Source organism: Lysinibacillus sp. NPDC056185 (genome assembly GCF_047737915.1).
Taxonomy (GTDB): domain Bacteria; phylum Bacillota; class Bacilli; order Bacillales_A; family Planococcaceae; genus Lysinibacillus.
In genome coordinates this window covers 102575-123055 of the sequence record NZ_JBLLLQ010000014.1, presented here as the reverse complement: position 1 = coordinate 123055, position 20481 = coordinate 102575, and the positions used below count along the sequence as shown (strand labels likewise).

Below are 20481 nucleotides of genomic sequence, written 5' to 3'. Positions count from 1 at the left end.
TTGTTTCTCGACAATTCAAGTATATATAAATCGGTGAATCTGTGCTTTTTTTATGCGTGGAATTATGTGAATACCCCAACAAATATTATAGAACCTTAATTTTGCTTTAAAATATACTTCTTTAGTTTGTTGATAAAAGAATAAGTGCATTGGTTGATCTTCGTTACGACTGGGCGACTTCTTGAGGATCAGCGATAGAGGAACGAAGGCTAAAACCATCACGTCCTGTGATAACGCCTTTGTGACCAACCTCGTGTTGGCCCAAGTGGCTCATCGGACGCCCCCAGGAAGCTTTGCTCTGTGCGAAAGCGAAGCGTCAGCAACAAATGTTTTCTGTAGCGAAAGCGAAGCGTCAGCTACAAAGCGCCCAGTCGGAACGGAAATCAACCCCTCGTTTTGCAGAAGAGCAATACTTTATTTAATAGGAACTTTAATATCATTACATAATAGTTTTTCAACAATAAGAAAAAGGTATCCGAAATTGGATACCTTTTATGTAAGACAAAATTAAATTTCAGGTGTACGGATTACAAGTACGTCACATTTAGCTGAGCGTACAATTGCTTCAGATACTGAACCGATTAAGAAGCGTTCTACTGCATTTAGACCAGTTGCACCACAGATGATTAAGTCTGCGTCTACAATTTTAGAAAGCTCTTTTGTAATGATATTTTTTGGTGAGCCGTATTCAATTACAAGGTTAACATTTGTTAAGCCTTCTTCTTCAGCTTGTTTTTTGTAACCATTTAATAGCTCTTCAGAGAATGCTTGAGCACGCTCAGCAATTGAACGATCGTATGCTTCGATTGCAGCGAATGAACGTGTGTCAATAACATTTACTAAATTTAATACAGCACCTTCGTTACGTTTTGCTACATCAATCGATTTACGGAAAGCGTATTCAGCTTCCTTAGAACCATCTACTGCAACTACAATGCTTTTATATTTATTAGCCATTTGAATTACCTCCCAGATTTGTATATGTTGATTATACCAAATGATTTTCTAAAGGAAATACTTTCCGGAAGAAAAAATGTGAAGAAGTGAAGGCATTTACATTCACCCCAACAATAAATATTACTATCAAAAAGCATTTTTTTGTTTCTTACAAGGCATTCTTCAGGAAATCTCTTATCAATCGATAATAAACTTATATTTTTGTATGTTGGAAAATTACCAACTTGTTAATTGGAATATTTACCATTATTAGAATATTAGGAATTTTATCTATTATTATTTTAATTAAAGCATTTTTTGTTTATGTTTGGTAATATGGAAATGCAAGGGGTGCATCAATACATCGAAGAGTATGTAACAAAATGTGCTTATTTTTTAGGTAATGGAAGGGGATAGGGAAGATGAAGATTGGTATTCCAAAAGAGATTAAAAACAATGAAAATCGTGTAGCCATGACACCAGCAGGGGTTGTTACATTAACAAATGCAGGCCATGAAGTGTACATTGAATCTGGAGCAGGTTTAGGCTCAAGCTTTACAGATGCAGACTACGTTGCTGCAGGTGCTCATATTGTTGAGACAGCAAAAGAAGCATGGGCACAAGAAATGATTATGAAAGTAAAGGAGCCCGTAGCATCAGAATACGATTACTTCTATGAAGGTCAAATCTTATTTACTTATTTACATTTAGCGCCAGAGCTTGAATTAACGCAGGCACTTTTAAATAAAAAAGTTGTAGGGATTGCATATGAAACAGTGCAATTAGCAAATGGTTCCTTACCACTTTTAACACCAATGAGTGAAGTTGCCGGTAAAATGGCAACGCAAATTGGTGCACAATTTTTAGAGAAAAACCATGAAGGTAAAGGTATTTTACTAGGAGGCGTATCCGGTGTACCACGCGGTAAAGTTACAGTGATCGGTGGTGGTATAGCTGGAACTAATGCGGCGAAAATAGCTGTCGGAATGGGTGCCGATGTAACGGTTATTGATTTAAGCCCAGAGCGTTTACGTCAATTAGAAGATTTATTTGGCCGTGATGTTCAAACATTAATGTCCAATCCTTATAATATTGCAGAATCAGTGAAAAACTCAGATTTAGTAGTTGGGGCAGTTTTAATTCCTGGAGCTAAAGCACCAAAGCTTGTTTCTGAGGAAATGATTAAGTCAATGCAACCAGGTTCAGTAGTAGTCGATATTGCTATAGACCAAGGCGGTATTTTTGAGTCATCTGATCGAGTGACGACACATGATGATCCAACTTATGTAAAACACGGAGTTGTGCATTATGCAGTAGCAAATATGCCAGGAGCTGTACCACGTACATCAACAATTGCTTTAACAAATAATACAATTCCTTATGCACTTCAAATTGCGAATAAGGGTTACAAACAAGCATGTGTTGAAAACGCAGCACTGAAAAAAGGTGTTAATACTATAGATGGACATCTTGTTTACAAGGCTGTTGCAGATTCTCAAGGTCTACCATATATAAATGTTGATGAATTAATTCAATAAATGCAATTAAGGGAGCGGTTCAATTTGATACGCTCCCTTATTATTCTAGCATTTCAATATAATATTCCAATACTAATAGATTTCCTCCCTTTAAAAGAGCGCATAGTGAATCTTTTAGTACATGCAAAAAACAGAATATTTAAATTAATTGATGTTTTAGATAAATTATTGAAAGTTAAAGAGGATGAAATATGTATGCAACATGAAATAACTCAAAAAAAATCGTTTGTCGATAAGATGCTCGACACAATTGAACGTACTGGTAATAAATTGCCGGATCCGATTACATTATTTGTTATTATGGCATTATTAGTACTCATCTTATCTTGGGTTTTAGATGCTATGGGTATTTCGGCTGTAAAACCAGGAACGAATGAAACGATAGAGGTCGTTAATTTATTGAGTCGAGAGGGCTTAATTTTAATCGTTACACAAATGCAAAGTAATTTCACAGGATTTCCGCCACTTGGCTTAGTTATTGTGTCAATGATTGGAATTGGTTTGGCGGAACAGACAGGTCTGATTTCTGCGATTATGAAAAAGACTGTTATGAGCGCACCTCAGAAATTGATTGTACCAGTGATTATTTTAACAGGTTTAGTGGGCAATTTAGCTGCAGATGCGGCTTTCATTATTTTACCTCCAGTGGCGGCACTTATTTTTATGAGTATAGGACGTAACCCTTTAGTAGGTTTAATTGTGACGTATGCGGCTGTTGCTGGTGGCTTTAGTGCAAATTTATTAATTAGTTCACTCGATGTATTATTATTAGGTATTACAGAATCCGCTGCTCGTATTGTAGATCCAGATTATACAGGTCGCGCTACAATGAACTACTATTTCTTAATTGCTTCAACATTTGTTTTAATATTTATCGGTACATGGGTGACAAAAAAGTTTACAGAACCCCGCTTTGGCGATTATAAAGGAGAAATTAGCGTACTCGAACCATTAACACCGCTAGAGATGCGTGGTTTAAGGTGGGCAGGGATTGTTGCTATTATATATTCTGCAATTATTGCATATACAGTTATACCATCAAACGGTCTACTACGAGATCCTGAAACAGGCGGCTTTTTAAATTCACCATTTATGACGGGTATTGTACCAATTATGCTGTTCTTTTTCCTATTACCAGCGTTGGCATATGGTATTGCAGCAAAAGAGGTTAAGAGTGACAAGGATGTAGCAGAAAAAATATTTAAATCAATTGCAGATATGTCATCGTTTATCGTACTTGCATTTGTTGCTTCTCAAATGATTGCTTACTTCAACTGGAGTAATATTGGCTCAATTGTTGCAATTAAAGGAGCAGAATTTTTACAGGCATTGAATTTCACAGGTTTACCAATGATTATTGGATTTGTTGTGATCTGTGCATTCGTTAATTTACTGATTGCGAGTGCCTCTGCAAAATGGGCATTATTAGCGCCGATTTTTGTACCTATGTTTATGTATCTTGATTATTCACCAGCAGTTACACAAGTGGCGTATCGGGTAGGAGATTCGATTACAAATCCTATTACACCGATGCTTGCATATTTTGCTATTTTATTAGCATTTGCAAGACGTTACGATAAAAATATCGGAATCGGAACGCTAATTTCGGCGTTATTCCCATATACTATATTCTTTGCGATTGGTTGGATTATATTATTTGCCATTTGGTTCTTATTGGGATTACCACTTGGACCAGGAGATTACATTAATATTCATTAAGTAACAGAATCCCACCTCTATAGGTGGTGAGATGAATGCGGATTTAAGTTACTTTTCAGCTGGTGTCCAAACACCTGTACCTGTCGCTACGCTTTCGGTACAAAAGACATTTGCTGAAATAGAGGAACTCACTCTAAGAACGCCACGTCCTGTGGGAACGACTGAGTGATGCAATTAGGACAAGGCATAATTGATAATAATAGGAGGGGTTTGAATGATTGCACAACACGTACAACTTTCAACATTACTTGAACAATTTGAGGAGGAAATGATTACACTGCGTCGTCATTTTCATGAAAATCCAGAGCTTTCTTTTGAAGAGGTAGAAACCCCTAAAACAATTGCCGCATTTCATCGTGCATTAGGACATGAGGTGCGAGAAGGCGTAGGGGGTAATGGCGTTGTCGCAAAGCTTATTGGGGACAAACCAGGTAAAACAGTGGCACTTCGGGCAGATTTCGATGCATTAGCAATTACGGAAGAGACAGGGCTACCATTCCAATCTAAAATCAAGGGTCGAATGCACGCTTGTGGGCATGATGGTCATACAGCAACACTTCTTGTATTAGCGAAGGCATTAAACAAAATGAAAGCAGATTTAGCAGGAACGATTGTTTTCATCCATCAACACGCTGAAGAATTAGCGCCAGGTGGAGCAAAGTCTATGATTGAGGATGGCTGTCTAGAAGGTGTTGATGTTATTTTCGGGACGCATTTATGGGCTCCTGCAGAACTTGGTAAAGTGCAAATTGCATCTGGACCATTTATGGCTGCGGCAGATTCTATTGATATAACAATCAAAGGGAAGGGTGGGCATGGCTCTACTCCAAATGAAACGAAAGATTCGATTGTACTAGCTGCACAATTTATTACGAATTTACAACAGCTTGTAGCACGCCGAGTAAATCCGCTGCGCCCAGCTGTAGTGTCAATTGGACATATTGAGGCACTCAACCCATTTAACGTTATAGCAGATAAAGTGTATATGAAAGGAACGGTCCGTACATTTCATAACGAAGAGCGTGATCTCCTTGAACAAGAAATTGAAGAAGTACTAATAGCTACTTGCTATTTAACAAAGGCTGAGTATGAATATGAATACCGTAGAGGCTATCCACCTGTTGTGAATCATCTAGCAGAAACTGAGCATGTTATCAAGGCAGCCGAAAAGATATCTATTGTCGAAGCTGTTGAAATTGTCGATCCTACGATGGGGGGAGAAGATTTTGCTTACTATTTAGAAGAAAAACCAGGTGCATTCTTCTTTGTAGGTGCACAAAACCCTTCTTGGACGGAGGTATATCCTCATCACCATCCTAAATTTGATATTGATGAACGCTCGCTCCGCATTGCAGCAAATGTTTTAGGACAGGCAACTCTTGATTATTTGGAAAAATAATAAATGAACATAACGAAAGGAAGCACCACTGCTATAATGGTTGCTTCCTTTTTATTTCGCATTAAGGAGCATTAATTTCTTCTTTCAGCAATGTTTTGGTAGCGAAAGCGAAGCGTCAGTTACAAATGTTTTATGTAAAGTAAGGTGGAGATTAACTGCCCGTAAAAGCCCGATTGGTGAAGACTAATAATCAGTGAGGATGAAGAAAATCCCCACTGATTAAAGTTTCATTTTACCTGAGTAAATATTTTCAATTACAGTACAATCAAATCTTTAGGGAATTTTGTTAGTACTTCTACTCCGTCTTTTGTTACGACTACATCATCTTCAATACGGACACCTGTCACATCGGATTTATAGACACCTGGTTCAATTGTGAAGACCATGCCTTCTTCCATAGTCATTTCGTTTGCGCCTGTAACAGAAGGGAATTCATGTACAGAAATGCCGAGTCCATGACCAAGTCGGTGTGTGAAATATTCGCCATAGCCTGCGTCTGCGATAGTATCACGAGCGATTTTATCTAAATCCATTGCGCGAACACCTGGTTTTACAGCTGCAATTGCATTTGTGTTAGCTGATAGTACTGTGTTGTAGATTTCCTTTTGTGCCTCACTAGGTTCACCAAAGGCAACCGTACGTGTAATGTCAGAACAATAACCGTCGTAAATTACGCCAAGGTCGAATAATATCATATCGCCTTTTTCTATTTTTCGAGCACCTGGTTTACCGTGTGGAGAAGCTGTTTTGGGACCGCTCAATACCATTGTTTCAAAGGACATCTTGCAGCCTTTATCCTGAATAGCGCTTTCGATCGCAGTTAAGATTTCCATTTCTGTTTTGCCTTCAGCGATTTCTTTACAACCGATTTCAATAGCATAGTCAGCTAGTTCTGCAGCTTTACGTAATTTTTCTAATTCAGTTTCATCTTTAATTACTCGCATAGCATTGATTTTTTCGTCGAGACGAACAAAACTTGCCTGTGGGAATGATTGTTGTAGGGCTTCTAAACGCTCTACGATGAGCTGAGCTTTTTCAATAGCAAACGTTTGTGGGTTAACATTACGAGCTTTAATAGCTTGGGCAAGAACTTCCATTGAATTTTCAGTATCTTGGTGACCGATGACCTCATAAGGCCAACCTGCATCCTTCGCATCTGGGATTTCCATTTTGGGGCAAATTAAAAAAGGTTCTGCCTCTTTAAAAATCATCACGCCAAGTAATCTCTCATGCGGATTACTTTTAAAGCCTGAAACGTAAAAAACATTGTCAGGTGTCGTTACGAAAGCGGCATCAATTTGGTTTTGTTGTAAATAGTTTTGAATTTCTTCAACCTTTGACATACACAGTTCCTCCTCTTTTTGCATTGAAAAAAATTTCAAGTGCTTGGCTAAATTTATAGCCTCCCCGGTATGGGGCTTCAACGGAATGAATAATTGTTTCCTACAAGGTATACCTCTGTTGGGAAAGAATCTATTATTCTCTGTACTAGCATATCAAAAAAAGGGAAAAATCGCATGGATAGCGAATAAAAATGATGTAGCACAATATGTACTGCTAGGAGGAAATTTAGATGGAAATTAGTTATCATGGACATTCAGTTGTTAAAATTCAATCAAATGGGAAAACAATATTAATAGATCCATTCATTAATGGGAATGGGCTAACAGATTTAAAGGTAGCTGATGAAGCACCAGATATCATTTTACTGACACACGGCCATAATGATCATGTCGGTGATACAGTAGAGCTTGCGAAGAAAAAAGATGCGCTGGTCATTGCACCAAATGAGCTAGCCAATTGGATTTCTTGGCAAGGAGTGAAAGCGCATCCAATGCATATAGGGGGAGCTAAGGAATTTGATTTTGGTAAAGTGAAGTTTACTCAAGCGTTCCACGGTTCGTCATATGTAACAGAAAATAATGAAATTATTTATATGGGAATGCCTGCTGGAATTTTATTATTTATCGAAGGATTAACAATTTATCATGCAGGGGATACAGCTTTGTTTAGTGATATGAAATTAATTGGAGAACGCCATCCTATTGATATTGCGTTTTTACCAATTGGTGACAATTTCACGATGGGACCAGAAGATGCAGCTTGTGCAGTTTCATTTTTGAAGCCGAAAATTGTCGTACCAGTTCATTACAATACATTTCCTCCAATCGAGCAGGATCCACAAATTTTTGCGGATTTAGTGCAAAATGCAGAGGTTCAAATATTAAAAGCGGGTGAAAAAGTAAACTGTTCCTAATTAGTGACACTGCTGTACTATATGAGTTGGCACCACGTGCGTAGTTGAAACGATGGGAAAAGTAAAACAAATTCATCACTTTATATTAAATATTTTTATAAAAAATATGGTACACTAAGAGCAGAATTTGATGCTTGAGAAATAGGTGATATTTTGTCTACAAAACATGAGAGAATTTTGCAATACATCGAATCATTACCCGTGGGTGATAAAATTTCAGTACGTCAAATTGCAAAGGAAATGCAAGTGAGTGAAGGAACGGCATACCGTGCCATTAAAGAAGCGGAAAATCGCCGTTTAGTAAGCTCTATTGAACGTGTTGGAACAATTCGTATTGAGAAGAAAAAGAAAGAAAATATTGAGCGATTAACCTTCGCTGAAATAGTTAACATTATAGACGGCCAAGTTTTAGGTGGAAAAACAGGTCTACATAAAACGTTAACGAAATTTGTTATTGGTGCCATGCAATTAGAAGATATGATGCGTTATACAGATGCAGGAAGCTTGCTCATCGTTGGTAACCGTATTAAAGCACATGAAAATGCACTGCGAGCTGGTGCAGCTGTTTTAATTACAGGGGGCTTTGATACAACCGAGGAAAACAAGTTACTCGCAGATTCTTTGGACTTACCGATCATTTCAACAAGCTATGATACCTTTACTGTGGCAACAATGATTAACCGTGCAATTTATGACCAATTAATCAAAAAAGATATTTTATTTATTGAAGATATTTTTGTGCCAATGACGGATACTTCTGTTCTTCGAAATGATGAAACAATTCAACATTTCCATAAGTTAAATGAACGAACAACTCATGGTGCATTTCCTGTTGTGACAGCAAACAATAAGCTTGTTGGGATGATTACCGTAAAAGACGTTATTGGTCGAGAAGAAAACGAGCTTATTGATAAGGTTATGACTAAAAATCCGATTGCTGGATCGATGAAAATGAGCGTTGCCTCTGCAGGACATCGTATGATTTGGGAAGGGATTGACCTATTACCAATTGTTGATGATGACAATGTTTTGCAAGGTGTGATTAGTCGACAAGATGTACTAAAAGCGCTTCAGCTTGCTCAAAGACAACCGCAGCATGGTGAAACGATTGATGATTTAGTGAAAAACGAGATGAAGGTACTTGGCGATGAAGAATTAATCGTAGAATTTAAAGTAACACCACAAATGACAAATCAATATGGGGCAATTTCTTATGGAGCATTTACAACTTTGTTAGCGGAAGTTGGCTCATTCGCATTAAAACGCCGTAAACGTGGGGATGCAGTTGCCGAAAACATGACGATTTATTTCATCAAGCCTGTGCAAATGGAAAGTACACTTACTGTAAAGCCTCGAATATTAGACATGAGTCGTAAGTTTGTGAAAATGGACTTCGAAGTGTTTAATCAACAAATGCTTGTTGGGAAGGCTATGATGATGTTCCAACTACTGGAACGTTAAGAAAACACAAAAAGGGATGGTCTAGGGTAAATGCTAGACCATCCCTTTCACTTCTTTCAGCGGGTGTCCAAACACCCGTCGGAGGCATATTTGATTATTTATTGGTTAATTCGGTACTCTTCGTCAACAAATTGACCGTAGTGACGAACCCTTTTAATATTTTCCATAACAACAAAGATGCCTAAAACGACAAGAATTGCTACAATAATAAATGTATATAACCCAGGGAATAAATAGGCTTGGTTTAAACCAAATAAAAGAATAAATGCACCGAAACTTACATTAGCTTTACTTTTGTACCAATTTTTAGCAATTGGTAGTGAAGAACGAAACTGTTTTGTTTTAAAATAAAAATAAAAAACAAATGATATGATTATTGTAAACACAAATATTAAATTGAGCATAGTAAACCTCCTAGCATAACTAGTCATTATTGTAACGATAATTAAAGAAAAATGCTAACGGTTATTACTATCATTTTGGGGGAAATTAATTTGAAAAGACAAATCATCGACACAATTGCTTCATATGAAACAATCATTATTCATCGCCATGTGCGTCCAGATCCAGACGCATATGGATCTCAGCAAGGGTTAAAAGAGCTTATTTTAGCAAATTATCCAGAAAAGAAGGTTTTTGCTGTAGGTGAGCATGATGAATCTTTATCATTTTTAGCAAATCCAGATCATATTACGGATGATAAATACGACGATGCTTTAGTTATTGTGACAGATACGGCTAATACTGAACGTGTAGACGATCAACGCTATACAAAAGGTAAAATGATCATTAAAATAGATCACCATCCAAATGATGATCCGTATGGCGATTTACTTTGGGTGGATACGAATGCGAGCTCATGTAGCGAAATGATTTATGAGCTTTTTGAGGAAGGAAAACAAGTAGCAAACTGGATTCTACCTGATGCCTCCGCTAGATTATTATTTGCCGGTATTGTAGGGGATACAGGACGTTTCCAATTCCCTAGCACGACCGTAAAAACGTTTAAAATTGCAGGAGAGCTTATTACATATAATTTTGATCGAAATCAAATTTTCGATGGAATGTATGAAATGGAGCAAAAGCTATTAAATTTACAGGGCTATATTTATCAAAATTTCAAAATGGATGAGTATGGAGCAGCACATATCAAGCTGACAAAGGAATTGCTGGCAGAATTCAATGTTGTACCGTCAGAGGCGTCACTGTTAGTTGGCTGTCTTGGAAGTGTGAAAGGTATTTGTGCATGGGTGGTCTTCATTGAAGAGGCCGATCAAATTCGTGTGCGTTTACGTTCAAAAGGTCCTATCATTAACACTTTGGCGAAGGAATTTAACGGTGGAGGACATCCGCTTGCATCTGGGGCTACAGCTTACACATGGGAAGAAGCAGAGCATGTTATAACGAGATTACAGGAAATTTGTAAGGCATATCAATAAACATGATTATTTGGGCTCATCACTAAAATTTATGGATGACATTTGTTAAACGTATGCCATATATAAGTTGATTGGAGTGGAGGCTGGGCGACTCCTTGGGGATTAGCGTCACAGATGAGACCCTGCAGCGAAGCGAAGCGGCTCATCGGACGCCCCCAGGAAAGCGCCCAGCCGGAACGGAAATCAACCTCTCATTATGGTGATTATCCAATATTTGGCGATGATTTGTAAACTCAATAGAATAAGAACGTGCTTCTACCATAATAATAAAGCTTTGAAATTAACATTTTTTAATACCTAGAAAGGAAGGGATTCATTTGACACATGTATACACGAAAATGCATACGAGTGCGGATTTATTGAAAAGTACGATTCGGCTTGAACAATTGATCCCTTTTTTACAAGAGCAAAATACTCAGGCCTGTGCAATCGTCAATTCAAAATTGTACGGGCTTTTGCCTTTTTGTAAAGCATTGCAGCAAGCGAACATTCATGCTGTATTAGGGCTTACGATAAATGTACAGTGGCAAGCAAGAAAGGTTCCACTTGTGCTCTATGCTCAGACGCTAGAAGGCTATCAGCATCTTTTGAAGATTAGTAGTGCAGTTTCGATTAGAGAGGATGAGACACTTCCGTGGAAATGGCTTGAAGGATATGCAGCGGGCTGTGTGGCATTACTTTCTTCGGATGACTTAATAGAAATTGAGGATTGGACAGAAGTAGCAAGTGCTCTAAACAAGGTGTTTGGTAAGCACTTGTTTATGGGGATAGCAAGACCTGCAGGGATGATAACTGAAAAAGAGGAAACGTATGTAGCATGGTGTGAAACTATGAACATAACACTGGTTGCCTCTCAGAGCTGCTATTTTTTACGCCCAGAAGATCATTTTGCCTTTGAGGTTGCAAGAGCGATAGATTCAGGTGACAAGATTACCGACACAATGTTATCAGCTCATTTACAAGGTTATTTCGCTCCAACGAAAGAGGAATGGCGAAGTTGGTTTGCTGATCATCCGGAATGGCTTGAGTCTAGTGCGATGATGCTTGCTAGCTGTACGGCGGAAATTCCTGAAATGCACGTTCAAATGCCTAAATTTCCTGTGCCAACAGAGGAAACGGCGGAAAGCTTGCTTGTCAAAGAGGTTTTTGCAGGATTGGCAGAACGTTTAAAGCAAACTGAAATTCCTCAAGTTTATCGGGAGCGACTTCAATATGAGCTTGAAACTATTTGTTCAATGGGCTTTGCAGATTATTTTTTAATTGTTGCAGATTTCATGCGTTTTGCTAAAGAAAATCGTATTTTAACAGGTCCTGGTCGTGGTTCATCGGCGAGTTCTCTTGTTGCTTATAGCTTATCTATTACGCAAGTAGATCCATTAGTTTACGGCTTATTATTTGAACGATTTTTAAACCCTGAACGTGTTACACTGCCAGATATAGATATCGATTTTGTCGACAGTAAAAGACAAAAAGTTATCCATTATGTCACTCAAAAATATGGGAAGGCAAATGTAGCGCAAATTATTACGTTTGGTACTTTATCTGCTAAGGCAGTTGCTAGAGATGTTGCCCGTGTTTTTGGTTTTGACGCTGAAACATTGGAGAAAATCTCAAAAATGATTCCGAATAAACCTGGGATAACATTGCAAAAAGCACTGGCCGAATCACAAGGTTTACAAGGCTGGCTAGCCGAGGATGAAAAACATCGTCGCTGGTTTGAAGTGGCGTTAAAACTAGAAGGGTTGCCAAGAAATTCTTCTACTCATGCGGCTGGGATTGTGCTGTCACCTTCACCATTAGTCAATACGATACCGATTGAAGAAGGACATGATGGAATATATTGTACGCAATGGCCGATGGGAGATGTAGAAGCTAGTGGACTTGTCAAAATGGATTTTCTAGGATTGCGCAACCTGACAATTTTAGAGCAGATACGTTGGTCGATTTATAAAGCTGGTGGTCCTTGGATAGAGTTTGAGCTTATTCCAATGCAAGATGAAAAGACATTTGAACTTCTTCAAAAGGGAGATACACTAGGGATTTTTCAATTAGAATCGGAAGGTATGAAGCAAGCTTTACGTGATATTCATCCGAATCATTTTTTAGATATAGTGGCAGTCAACGCGTTATATCGCCCTGGTCCGATGGATTTTATTCCTGTATATGCAAGACGAAAAGCAGGAAGGGAATCGGTTACTATGCCACATCCAGCTTTAGAACCCATTTTACGAGAGACGTTTGGTGTCATAGTTTATCAAGAACAGATCATGCAAATTGCTTCGGTGATGGCTGGTTTTACGATGGGACAAGCGGACTTACTGCGTCGAGCGGTAAGTAAGAAAAATCGTCAAGTATTAGAGGAGCAACGTGCCGCATTTGTAAAGGGAGCAATGAAGCAAGGCTTTGACGTTCATGTGGCAGAAGAAGTGTATGCATTAATTGTGCGCTTTGCAGACTATGGTTTCCCTAAAAGCCATGCTGTCGCATATAGCGTTATTTCCTACCAAATGGCTTATTTAAAAGTACATTTCCCACAAAGCTTTTATACAGCACTTTTATCAAACGCAACAGGAAATGTGGAGAAAATCCTACAGGTTGTGAGTGAGGCGAAAGAGAAGGGGATTCCATTTTATCCACCGTCATTGAAACAGAGTACAAAATTTTTTACTGTTGAAAAGGATGGAATTCGCTATAGTTTATCCGGAATAAAGGGTGTACCTCATACATTTATAGAGACAGTGAATGCCTTACGCCAAACGAATGTAGAAGCATTTGATAATTTATTTGACATGGCAGTTGCCTTAAGTGCACAGCAATTTAAACCAAAAGTAATGGAAGCTTTAATTTTCGCCGGAGCTCTCGATTATATAGGGAAAGATCGTGCTGTACTAATAGCAACATTGGAGGCAGCCTTAAAGCAAGCTGAGCTGCTAAGACCAACTGAGGATATTGATATAGAATCGGCTACTGCCTTTAGCTTTGGTAAGCCGAAGTATATGGAAGCGGAAGCGATGCCACAAAAGGAAAAATTACTTCATGAAAAGGAAAGTCTTGGTTTTTATATTTCTGCACATCCGGTCTCAGAGGAAAGAGCTTTTTGGAATGAAGTAAATAGTACATGCCGAGAGTTGAAGCATGCTCGTGAGGGAACGTATGTAAAAATGATTGGCATAATAGAAGAAATAAAAAAAATACGCACAAAAAAAGGTGAGCAAATGGCTTTTGTTCAGCTTCAGGATGAGTTTGGAACGGTATCTGTAACCTTATTCCCGCAAGTCTTTCATCTTGTTCAAGAGCTGTTACTCGAAGATGAATTGCTTTACATTGAAGGAACGCTTGAAAGACGCTTTGGTAAACCTCAAGTGAAAGTAAAACATGCACAGACGACGAAAAGAATATGAAATTGAAGAAAATTATAGAAACTGCATAAATTTTTATGCAGTTTTTTCTTTACTTTTTAATAATTATTTTGTAAGCTAGAGTCAATGTCGAAAAGTGGTCAGACCACTTTTTCTCTTCATTCGGTAGGAGACGCCATCTTCTGAAGGTGGTGGATTTAGTTAGGTATCCAAACACTTATTGAAATAGAGGAACTCAGTCTAAGAACGCCACGTCCTGTGGCAACGACTGAGTGACCAACATCATGTTGGCCCAAGCCTTTGGACGCATTGATTATCTGAGCGAAGGATAAGCGACAGCAACAAAATGTTTTCTGTGCGAAAGCGAAGCGACAGCAACAAAATGTTTTCTGTGCGAAAGCGAAGCGACAGCAACAAAATGTTTTCTGTGCGAAAGCGAAGCGACAGCAACAAATGTTTTCTGTGCGAAAGCGAAGCGACAGCAACAAATATGCCAAGGCGAAATTGATAGAACGAGGAGTTGATCGTATGGATAAAAAAACCGAACAAAAGAAAGTTTTTTTAGATATCGTCCAACAATTACGACAACTTATTAAAATGGAAAAAATACAGGCTGGTGAAAAGCTACCTTCCGAACGAGTCCTTTCAGAACGTCTAGGTGTCGGGCGATCCTCCGTGAGAGAGGCATTGCGAAGCTTAGAGTTGTTAGGTCTTATTGAAACGAGACATGGGGGAGGTACATTCCTAGCTTCCACACAAAAACATCAGCTCGTAGAAATATTGTCGATGTTTATATTAGAAGATGAAAAATCAAAAAAGGATGTCGAATTAACGCGAGAAATTCATGAAAAGGAAGCCATTCGCGTAATAAGTTGTACAGAGACTCTGAGAACACTACCTGTGTGGGAAAGTTTTTTTGTAAAGCTTGAGATAGAAAGCGCGATTAATTGTCGAGACGTTTTACGGGAAATAATAATCACGTCAGGAAATCGTCTTTCACTAAAAGTATGGTTTCAGTTAGCAGTTTATGACGGTGACCGTTTAAATCGAAACTCAACAGAAGAAGAAAAATTAATCATTCAAACTATGTTGAAATCGATGCAGCTCGGCTATGAAAAAGAAGCATTACAAGCTTACGAGCAGTGGATGAAGACTGTACGAAGTAATTAGACAACAAAGGGGGAGTCAAACATGGCAATTCGCAGCCTATTTACTAAAAAGAAAGAGGATGGACAAGAAAAGGGATTTCCTGAAGGACTTATGACAAAATGTCCAGAATGCCGTCATATTCAATTAACGAAGGAATTAGAAAAAAATCATAAAGTATGTTCAAAATGTGACCATCACTTCAAAATGACAGCGCAGGAGCGCGTAGCAGATTTTTTAGATGAAGGTTCATTTGTTTCAATGGACGATCATTTACAAACAAGTAACCCACTTAATTTCCCTGCTTATGTAGAAAAAATTTCAGCGGATCAACAAAAAACGGGATTAAACGAAGCTGTGATGACTGGTTTAGGTACCCTGGACGGAGAAGAAATTGTTGTAGCAATTATGGATTCTCATTTCCGTATGGGCTCAATGGGCTCAGTTGTCGGAGAAAAAATCACACTAGCAGTTGAAAAAGCTACTGAATTACGTCTACCATTTATTATCTTTACTGCTAGTGGTGGAGCGCGCATGCAAGAAGGTATTCTATCATTAATGCAAATGGCAAAAACGAGTGTGGCATTAAAACGCCATAGCGATGAAGGACTATTGTTTATTTCTATCTTAACGCATCCTACAACAGGTGGCGTTTCTGCAAGCTTTGCCTCTGTTGGAGATATAAATATTGCTGAACCACAAGCATTGATTGGCTTTGCTGGTCGCCGTGTCATTGAAGAAACAGTAAGAGAAAAACTGCCAAGTGATTTCCAAACGGCAGAATTTTTATTAGCTCATGGACAGCTTGATGCCATCTTCCATCGAAAAGATTTACGAAACCAAGTAGCAGTGCTTGTGAAAATGCATACGAAAGGCGGCTTGCAACATGTCTAAAAATTTAGCTTTTGAAGAACCAGTAGTACAATTACGTGAAAAAATTGATGAGTTAAAAACGATTGCTGCTGATGCAGATGTAGATATGACAGGCGAAATCGAAACTTTAGAAACACGTCTAACACAGTTAGAACAATCCATTTATGCCAATATGAAGCCGTGGGATCGTGTACAGGTTGCTAGACATCCAGAACGACCAACGACATTACAATATATAGAGGCTATGTGTGAAAACTTTATTGAGTTACATGGTGATCGTACGTTTGGTGATGATGCGGCTATTCTTGGAGGAATTGCTCTTTTTGAAGGTCAGCCAGTAACAATTGTTGGACATCAACGCGGAAAATCAACGAAAGAAAACATTCGTCGGAATTTTGGTATGCCACATCCAGAAGGATATCGTAAGGCATTACGTTTAATGAAACAGGCCGAAAAATTTAAGCGCCCAATTATTTGTTTTATTGATACGAAAGGTGCTTATCCCGGTAAGGCTGCTGAGGAACGAGGTCAAAGTGAAGCGATTGCCAGAAATCTAGTTGAAATGGCGGGCTTAACAGTGCCAGTTATTAGTATTGTTATTGGAGAAGGCGGTAGTGGAGGTGCGATTGCATTAGGTGTAGCGAATCGTGTCTTTATGTTAGAAAACTCAACGTATTCGGTTATCTCGCCGGAAGGGGCTGCATCGATTTTATGGCGTGATGGTAGCCTAGGAAAGCAAGCAGCAGAAGCAATGCGTATAACAGCACCTGACTTAAAAGAGCTTGGCGTTATCGATGGAATTATCCCTGAGATAACAGGTGGAGCTCATCGCAATGTAGCGAAGCAAGCACTTTATATAAAAGAATGTATAAGCGACACACTAAAAGTATTGAATTCTTTAAATGGCGAACAATTAATTGAGGACCGTTATGAGAAATTCAGAAAGATTGGACAATATACAGAAGCTTAAATTACAGTTTTAGGTTTTTGGATATGTAAATTTGCTCGAAAATAGTTAAAAATTGTGATTCGTATTAATAAAAAAAATAGAGTGAATAGCACGAGAAATAAGGAATAAATGTTAAAATTAGGATGTTTTTGACTAGAAAGAGTGTGTGAAAGCGCATTCTTTTTATTTTTTATGTAAAAGTTATGTTTTTCTAGCCTCAGAACCCTTACATAGTTTGTTTTTTCATGTTAATGTGAATAATAATAGTATCTGCAGGAGGTTCGACAATGAAAAAAATTGCGGTATTAACAAGTGGTGGAGATGCGCCAGGAATGAATGCAGCTATTCGTGCAGTCGTTCGTAAGGCAGCATATCATGGAATTGATGTTGTCGGAATTAAGCACGGCTATGATGGCTTAATAAAAGGAAGTATGGAAAATCTTGATTTAGGTTCGGTAGGTGGCATTATTCAACGTGGTGGTACACATTTAAATTCTGCAAGATGTCCCGAATTTAAAGAAGACGCTGTTCAGCAGCGAGGCATTGACAATATGCGTGAAGCTGGCATTGAAGGACTAGTCGTTATTGGCGGTGATGGTTCTTACCGTGGAGCTTTGGATTTAGTGAAAAAAGGCTTTCCTGTTGTTGGCGTACCAGGAACAATTGATAACGACGTACCAGGAACCGAGTATACGATAGGATTCGATACTGCACTAAATACGGTTGTGGAATCCATTGATAAAATCCGCGATACAGCAACTTCCCATGAAAATTCCTTTATCGTTGAGGTGATGGGGCGAGATGCAGGGGACATTGCTTTATGGGCAGGTCTTGCAGCTGGAGCTGAAACAGTTTTAATTCCAGAAGAAGATTATAATTTGGATGATATTGTGGCACGCTTAGACCGTGGTGCAGCTCGCGGGAAAAAGCATAGCATTATTATCGTCGCTGAGGGTGTCATGTCTGGTAACGAATTGGCAAAGCTATTATATGAAAAAACAGGAAAAGAAACGCGTGTTTCTGTTCTTGGACATATCCAACGTGGTGGTTCACCTACTGCGCGTGATCGTGTTCTAGCGAGTCAATTTGGTGCACATGCAGTTGAATTGCTAATGGAAGGAAAGTCTGGCAGGGCGGTAGGTATCCGTAATCATCAAGTGATTGACTATGATATGCCTGAGGCTTTCGAAAAAAATCATGAGGCAGATGTAAGCTTATATACTTTAATGAAAGAACTATCAATATAATTTGTTATAAAAACGGAGTGGGCAGAAAATGAGAAAAACAAAAATCGTATGTACAATTGGTCCAGCAAGTGAGTCACCAGAAATTTTAGAGAAACTAATTGAAGCAGGTATGAATGTTGCCCGCTTAAACTTTTCGCATGGTTCCCATGAGGAGCATGAAGTACGTATTAATTTAATTCGCGAAGTAGCACAAAAATTAGGGAAACCAGTTGGGATTTTACTCGACACAAAAGGCCCTGAAATTCGTACACACAATATGAAAAACGGAGAATTGCATTTAGCAGCAGGGCAAGTCATTGATATTTCAATGACTGAAGTGGAAGGAACGGAGTCAAGCTTCTCTGTAACGTATGATCGTTTAATCGAAGACGTTGAACAAAACTCCATTATTTTATTAGATGATGGACTAATTCAACTACGCGTATTAGCAAAAGATATGGAAAAAGGTCTTATTCATACGATTGTAGAAAATTCAGGTGTCTTAAAAAATAAAAAGGGTGTTAACGTTCCAGGTGTTTCTGTACAACTTCCTGGAATTACAGAAAAAGATGCACAGGACATTCTATTCGGTAGTAAGCAAGGTGTTGACTTTATTGCAGCCTCGTTCGTTCGTCGAGCAAAGGATGTACTAGAAATTCGAGAATTACTTGAACAAAATGGCGGTAGCCACATTCAAATTATCCCGAAAATCGAAAACCAAGAGGGTGTCGATAATATCGATGAAATCATCTTAGTTTCAGATGGATTAATGGTAGCACGTGGTGACCTCGGTGTAGAAATCCCAGCAGAAGAAGTACCACTTGTACAAAAGAAATTAATTTTAAAATGTAATCAAGTAGGTAAACCAGTTATTACAGCTACACAAATGCTAGATTCGATGCAGCGTAATCCACGTCCGACACGAGCAGAGGCTAGTGACGTAGCAAACGCAATTATTGATGGTACAGATGCAATTATGCTTTCTGGTGAAACTGCAGCAGGGCTTTATCCAGTAGAGTCCGTACAAACAATGAATAAAATCGCACTGCGTACAGAAAATTCATTAGACTATAAGGCAATCGTCTCTACACGTAGTCGTGAAAAAGAGGCAAATATGACTGAGGCGATTTCTCAGGCAGTAGCATACACTTCGATTAACCTAGGCGTAAAGGCAGTACTTGCACCAACAGAAAGTGGTAACACAGCTAGAATGATTGCAAAATATCGTCCTGGTGTACCGATTGTTGCTGTAACAGGTTCTGCTAATACAGCTCACGCATTAACACTAGTTTGGGGTGTGAACCCAGTCGTTTGTCAACGAGTTACGACAACAGATGAAATTTTAGAGCTAGCTGTTGATGAAAGCTTGAAGCATGGTTTTGTAACGCACGGTGATGCAGTTGTCATTACAGCAGGTGTACCAGTAGGTGAAGCAGGTACTACTAACTTAATGAAGGTACACATCATCGGCGATTTATTAGCTCGTGGTCAAGGAATCGGTAAAGCTTCTGTAGTAGGTAAAACAGTTGTTGCTAAAAATGCAGCAGAGGCACTAGCTTATGACACAGACGGATGTATTATAGTAACGGTTGGTTCCGATCGTGATATGATGCCAGCACTTGAAAATTGTATTGGTTTGATTACAGAAGAAGGCGGGCTAACAAGTCATGCAGCGGTTGTAGGACTAAGCCTTGGTATCCCTGTTATCGTCGGGGTAAAAGAAGCCACTACATTGATTCGCCACGGTCAAGAAATTACAATGGATGCTGAAACAGGAGTTATTTACAAAGGGCATGCAAGTGTTCTTTAATCTATAATAAAAAGCTCTAGTGCAACTTATTTGCACTAGAGCTTTTCTTATAATAAAGAAGTAATTGCGGTCTTTCAATGAAATCTAGGGATGACATTTTGTTAAAAAGTATGTCGTGTGTATAAGTTGATTTCCGTTCCGGCTGGACGCCCTCAGGAAAGCGCCCAGCCGGAACGGAAATCAACCCCGCGTTATGGTGATGAGCTAATTTTGCCTAGTTTAAACTTACTTTACTAAATAAAAATTATTCCCTTTCTCTCATGGAACGAGATTTACTATAAAAAGAATAACGTCATCGTCTCCTTAAATAGGACCCATTGTTTTTTTATGAAACTTATTGGGCTATAATAACGTATATAAGGTATAGCT

At 38.7% G+C, this 20481-nt stretch carries 16 protein-coding genes; 13 read left to right on the top strand and 3 right to left on the bottom strand.

Features of this window, described 5'->3' with window-relative positions; all coding sequences use genetic code 11:
- Window positions 1–507: 507 nt before the first annotated feature.
- Entirely contained in the window at window positions 508–957 is a 450-nt protein-coding gene (locus ACMZ42_RS14970) for a universal stress protein (protein WP_100544912.1), read from the bottom strand.
- Between the two features lie 401 nt (window positions 958–1358).
- Here ACMZ42_RS14970 and ald point away from each other — a divergent pair, with 401 nt between their 5' ends.
- The 4 genes from ald (at window position 1359) to ACMZ42_RS14950 (ending at window position 5592) form a co-directional block, all read left to right on the top strand.
- Window positions 1359–2474: an alanine dehydrogenase gene (gene ald, locus ACMZ42_RS14965; RefSeq protein WP_415731923.1), complete on the top strand. Its 1116-nt coding sequence runs from the start codon at window positions 1359–1361 to the stop codon at window positions 2472–2474.
- A gap of 195 nt (window positions 2475–2669) precedes the next feature.
- Window positions 2670–4193, top strand: coding sequence for an AbgT family transporter (locus ACMZ42_RS14960; protein WP_415731922.1), 1524 nt, complete (start codon window positions 2670–2672; stop codon window positions 4191–4193).
- A 31-nt stretch (window positions 4194–4224) separates the two neighbouring features.
- On the top strand, window positions 4225–4362 hold the full coding sequence (locus ACMZ42_RS14955; protein WP_370075707.1) for a hypothetical protein: 138 nt from the start codon (window positions 4225–4227) through the stop codon (window positions 4360–4362).
- 45 nt (window positions 4363–4407) lie between these two features.
- The gene (locus tag ACMZ42_RS14950) at window positions 4408–5592 is read left to right on the top strand and encodes an amidohydrolase (RefSeq protein WP_370075705.1); all 1185 of its coding nucleotides are present in this window, start codon (window positions 4408–4410) and stop codon (window positions 5590–5592) included.
- 254 nt (window positions 5593–5846) lie between these two features.
- Here the strand turns inward: ACMZ42_RS14950 and ACMZ42_RS14945 are convergent, their stop codons facing one another.
- Window positions 5847–6935: a M24 family metallopeptidase gene (locus ACMZ42_RS14945; RefSeq protein ID WP_415731921.1), complete on the bottom strand. Its 1089-nt coding sequence runs from the start codon at window positions 6933–6935 to the stop codon at window positions 5847–5849.
- Window positions 6936–7165: 230 nt separating this feature from the next.
- Here ACMZ42_RS14945 and ACMZ42_RS14940 point away from each other — a divergent pair, with 230 nt between their 5' ends.
- A complete protein-coding gene (locus tag ACMZ42_RS14940) occupies window positions 7166–7849 on the top strand; it encodes a metal-dependent hydrolase (RefSeq protein WP_370075701.1) in 684 nt (227 codons plus the stop codon).
- A 153-nt stretch (window positions 7850–8002) separates the two neighbouring features.
- Window positions 8003–9310 carry a DRTGG domain-containing protein gene (locus tag ACMZ42_RS14935; protein ID WP_370075699.1) on the top strand — a complete coding sequence of 436 codons (1308 nt, stop codon included), beginning with the start codon at window positions 8003–8005 and terminating at the stop codon, window positions 9308–9310.
- Between the two features lie 98 nt (window positions 9311–9408).
- On the opposite strand, the gene ACMZ42_RS14930 is transcribed toward ACMZ42_RS14935, so the two are convergent.
- A complete protein-coding gene (locus ACMZ42_RS14930) occupies window positions 9409–9714 on the bottom strand; it encodes a YtpI family protein (protein WP_370075697.1) in 306 nt (101 codons plus the stop codon).
- Between the two features lie 90 nt (window positions 9715–9804).
- On the opposite strand from ACMZ42_RS14930, the gene ACMZ42_RS14925 reads away from it, so the two are divergent.
- From ACMZ42_RS14925 to pyk, 7 genes are all read left to right on the top strand, one after another.
- On the top strand, window positions 9805–10749 hold the full coding sequence (locus ACMZ42_RS14925; protein ID WP_370075695.1) for a DHH family phosphoesterase: 945 nt from the start codon (window positions 9805–9807) through the stop codon (window positions 10747–10749).
- A 317-nt stretch (window positions 10750–11066) separates the two neighbouring features.
- A complete protein-coding gene (dnaE, locus tag ACMZ42_RS14920; RefSeq protein WP_415731920.1) occupies window positions 11067–14150 on the top strand; it encodes a DNA polymerase III subunit alpha in 3084 nt (1027 codons plus the stop codon).
- A gap of 486 nt (window positions 14151–14636) precedes the next feature.
- Entirely contained in the window at window positions 14637–15278 is a 642-nt protein-coding gene (locus tag ACMZ42_RS14915) for a FadR/GntR family transcriptional regulator (protein ID WP_370075691.1), read from the top strand.
- Between the two features lie 21 nt (window positions 15279–15299).
- The gene (gene accD, locus ACMZ42_RS14910; protein ID WP_415731919.1) at window positions 15300–16148 is read left to right on the top strand and encodes an acetyl-CoA carboxylase, carboxyltransferase subunit beta; all 849 of its coding nucleotides are present in this window, start codon (window positions 15300–15302) and stop codon (window positions 16146–16148) included.
- Window positions 16141–17097 (top strand): acetyl-CoA carboxylase carboxyltransferase subunit alpha, encoded by a 957-nt coding sequence (locus tag ACMZ42_RS14905; RefSeq protein ID WP_415731918.1) that lies wholly within the window; start codon window positions 16141–16143, stop codon window positions 17095–17097. The genes accD and ACMZ42_RS14905 overlap by 8 nt, the downstream gene beginning before the upstream one ends.
- Before the next feature lie 266 nt (window positions 17098–17363).
- Entirely contained in the window at window positions 17364–18323 is a 960-nt protein-coding gene (gene pfkA / locus ACMZ42_RS14900) for a 6-phosphofructokinase (RefSeq protein ID WP_415731917.1), read from the top strand.
- A gap of 28 nt (window positions 18324–18351) precedes the next feature.
- Window positions 18352–20112 carry a pyruvate kinase gene (pyk, locus tag ACMZ42_RS14895; RefSeq protein ID WP_370075683.1) on the top strand — a complete coding sequence of 587 codons (1761 nt, stop codon included), beginning with the start codon at window positions 18352–18354 and terminating at the stop codon, window positions 20110–20112.
- Window positions 20113–20481: the final 369 nt, after the last annotated feature.

Bases quoted from the DNA above. Each gene is read 5' to 3' on its own strand.
- ACMZ42_RS14905 (WP_415731918.1), top strand. From the start codon at position 16,141: ATGTCTAAAAATTTAGCTTTTGAAGAACCAGTAGTACAATTACGTGAA.
- ACMZ42_RS14960 (WP_415731922.1), top strand. From the start codon at position 2,670: ATGCAACATGAAATAACTCAAAAAAAATCGTTTGTCGATAAGATGCTC.
- ACMZ42_RS14930 (WP_370075697.1), bottom strand. From the start codon at position 9,714: ATGCTCAATTTAATATTTGTGTTTACAATAATCATATCATTTGTTTTT.
- accD (WP_415731919.1), top strand. From the start codon at position 15,300: ATGGCAATTCGCAGCCTATTTACTAAAAAGAAAGAGGATGGACAAGAA.
- ACMZ42_RS14940 (WP_370075701.1), top strand. From the start codon at position 7,166: ATGGAAATTAGTTATCATGGACATTCAGTTGTTAAAATTCAATCAAAT.
- ACMZ42_RS14950 (WP_370075705.1), top strand. From the start codon at position 4,408: ATGATTGCACAACACGTACAACTTTCAACATTACTTGAACAATTTGAG.
- ACMZ42_RS14915 (WP_370075691.1), top strand. From the start codon at position 14,637: ATGGATAAAAAAACCGAACAAAAGAAAGTTTTTTTAGATATCGTCCAA.
- ACMZ42_RS14955 (WP_370075707.1), top strand. From the start codon at position 4,225: ATGAATGCGGATTTAAGTTACTTTTCAGCTGGTGTCCAAACACCTGTA.
- ACMZ42_RS14970 (WP_100544912.1), bottom strand. From the start codon at position 957: ATGGCTAATAAATATAAAAGCATTGTAGTTGCAGTAGATGGTTCTAAG.
- ACMZ42_RS14945 (WP_415731921.1), bottom strand. From the start codon at position 6,935: ATGTCAAAGGTTGAAGAAATTCAAAACTATTTACAACAAAACCAAATT.
- pfkA (WP_415731917.1), top strand. From the start codon at position 17,364: ATGAAAAAAATTGCGGTATTAACAAGTGGTGGAGATGCGCCAGGAATG.
- ald (WP_415731923.1), top strand. From the start codon at position 1,359: ATGAAGATTGGTATTCCAAAAGAGATTAAAAACAATGAAAATCGTGTA.
- pyk (WP_370075683.1), top strand. From the start codon at position 18,352: ATGAGAAAAACAAAAATCGTATGTACAATTGGTCCAGCAAGTGAGTCA.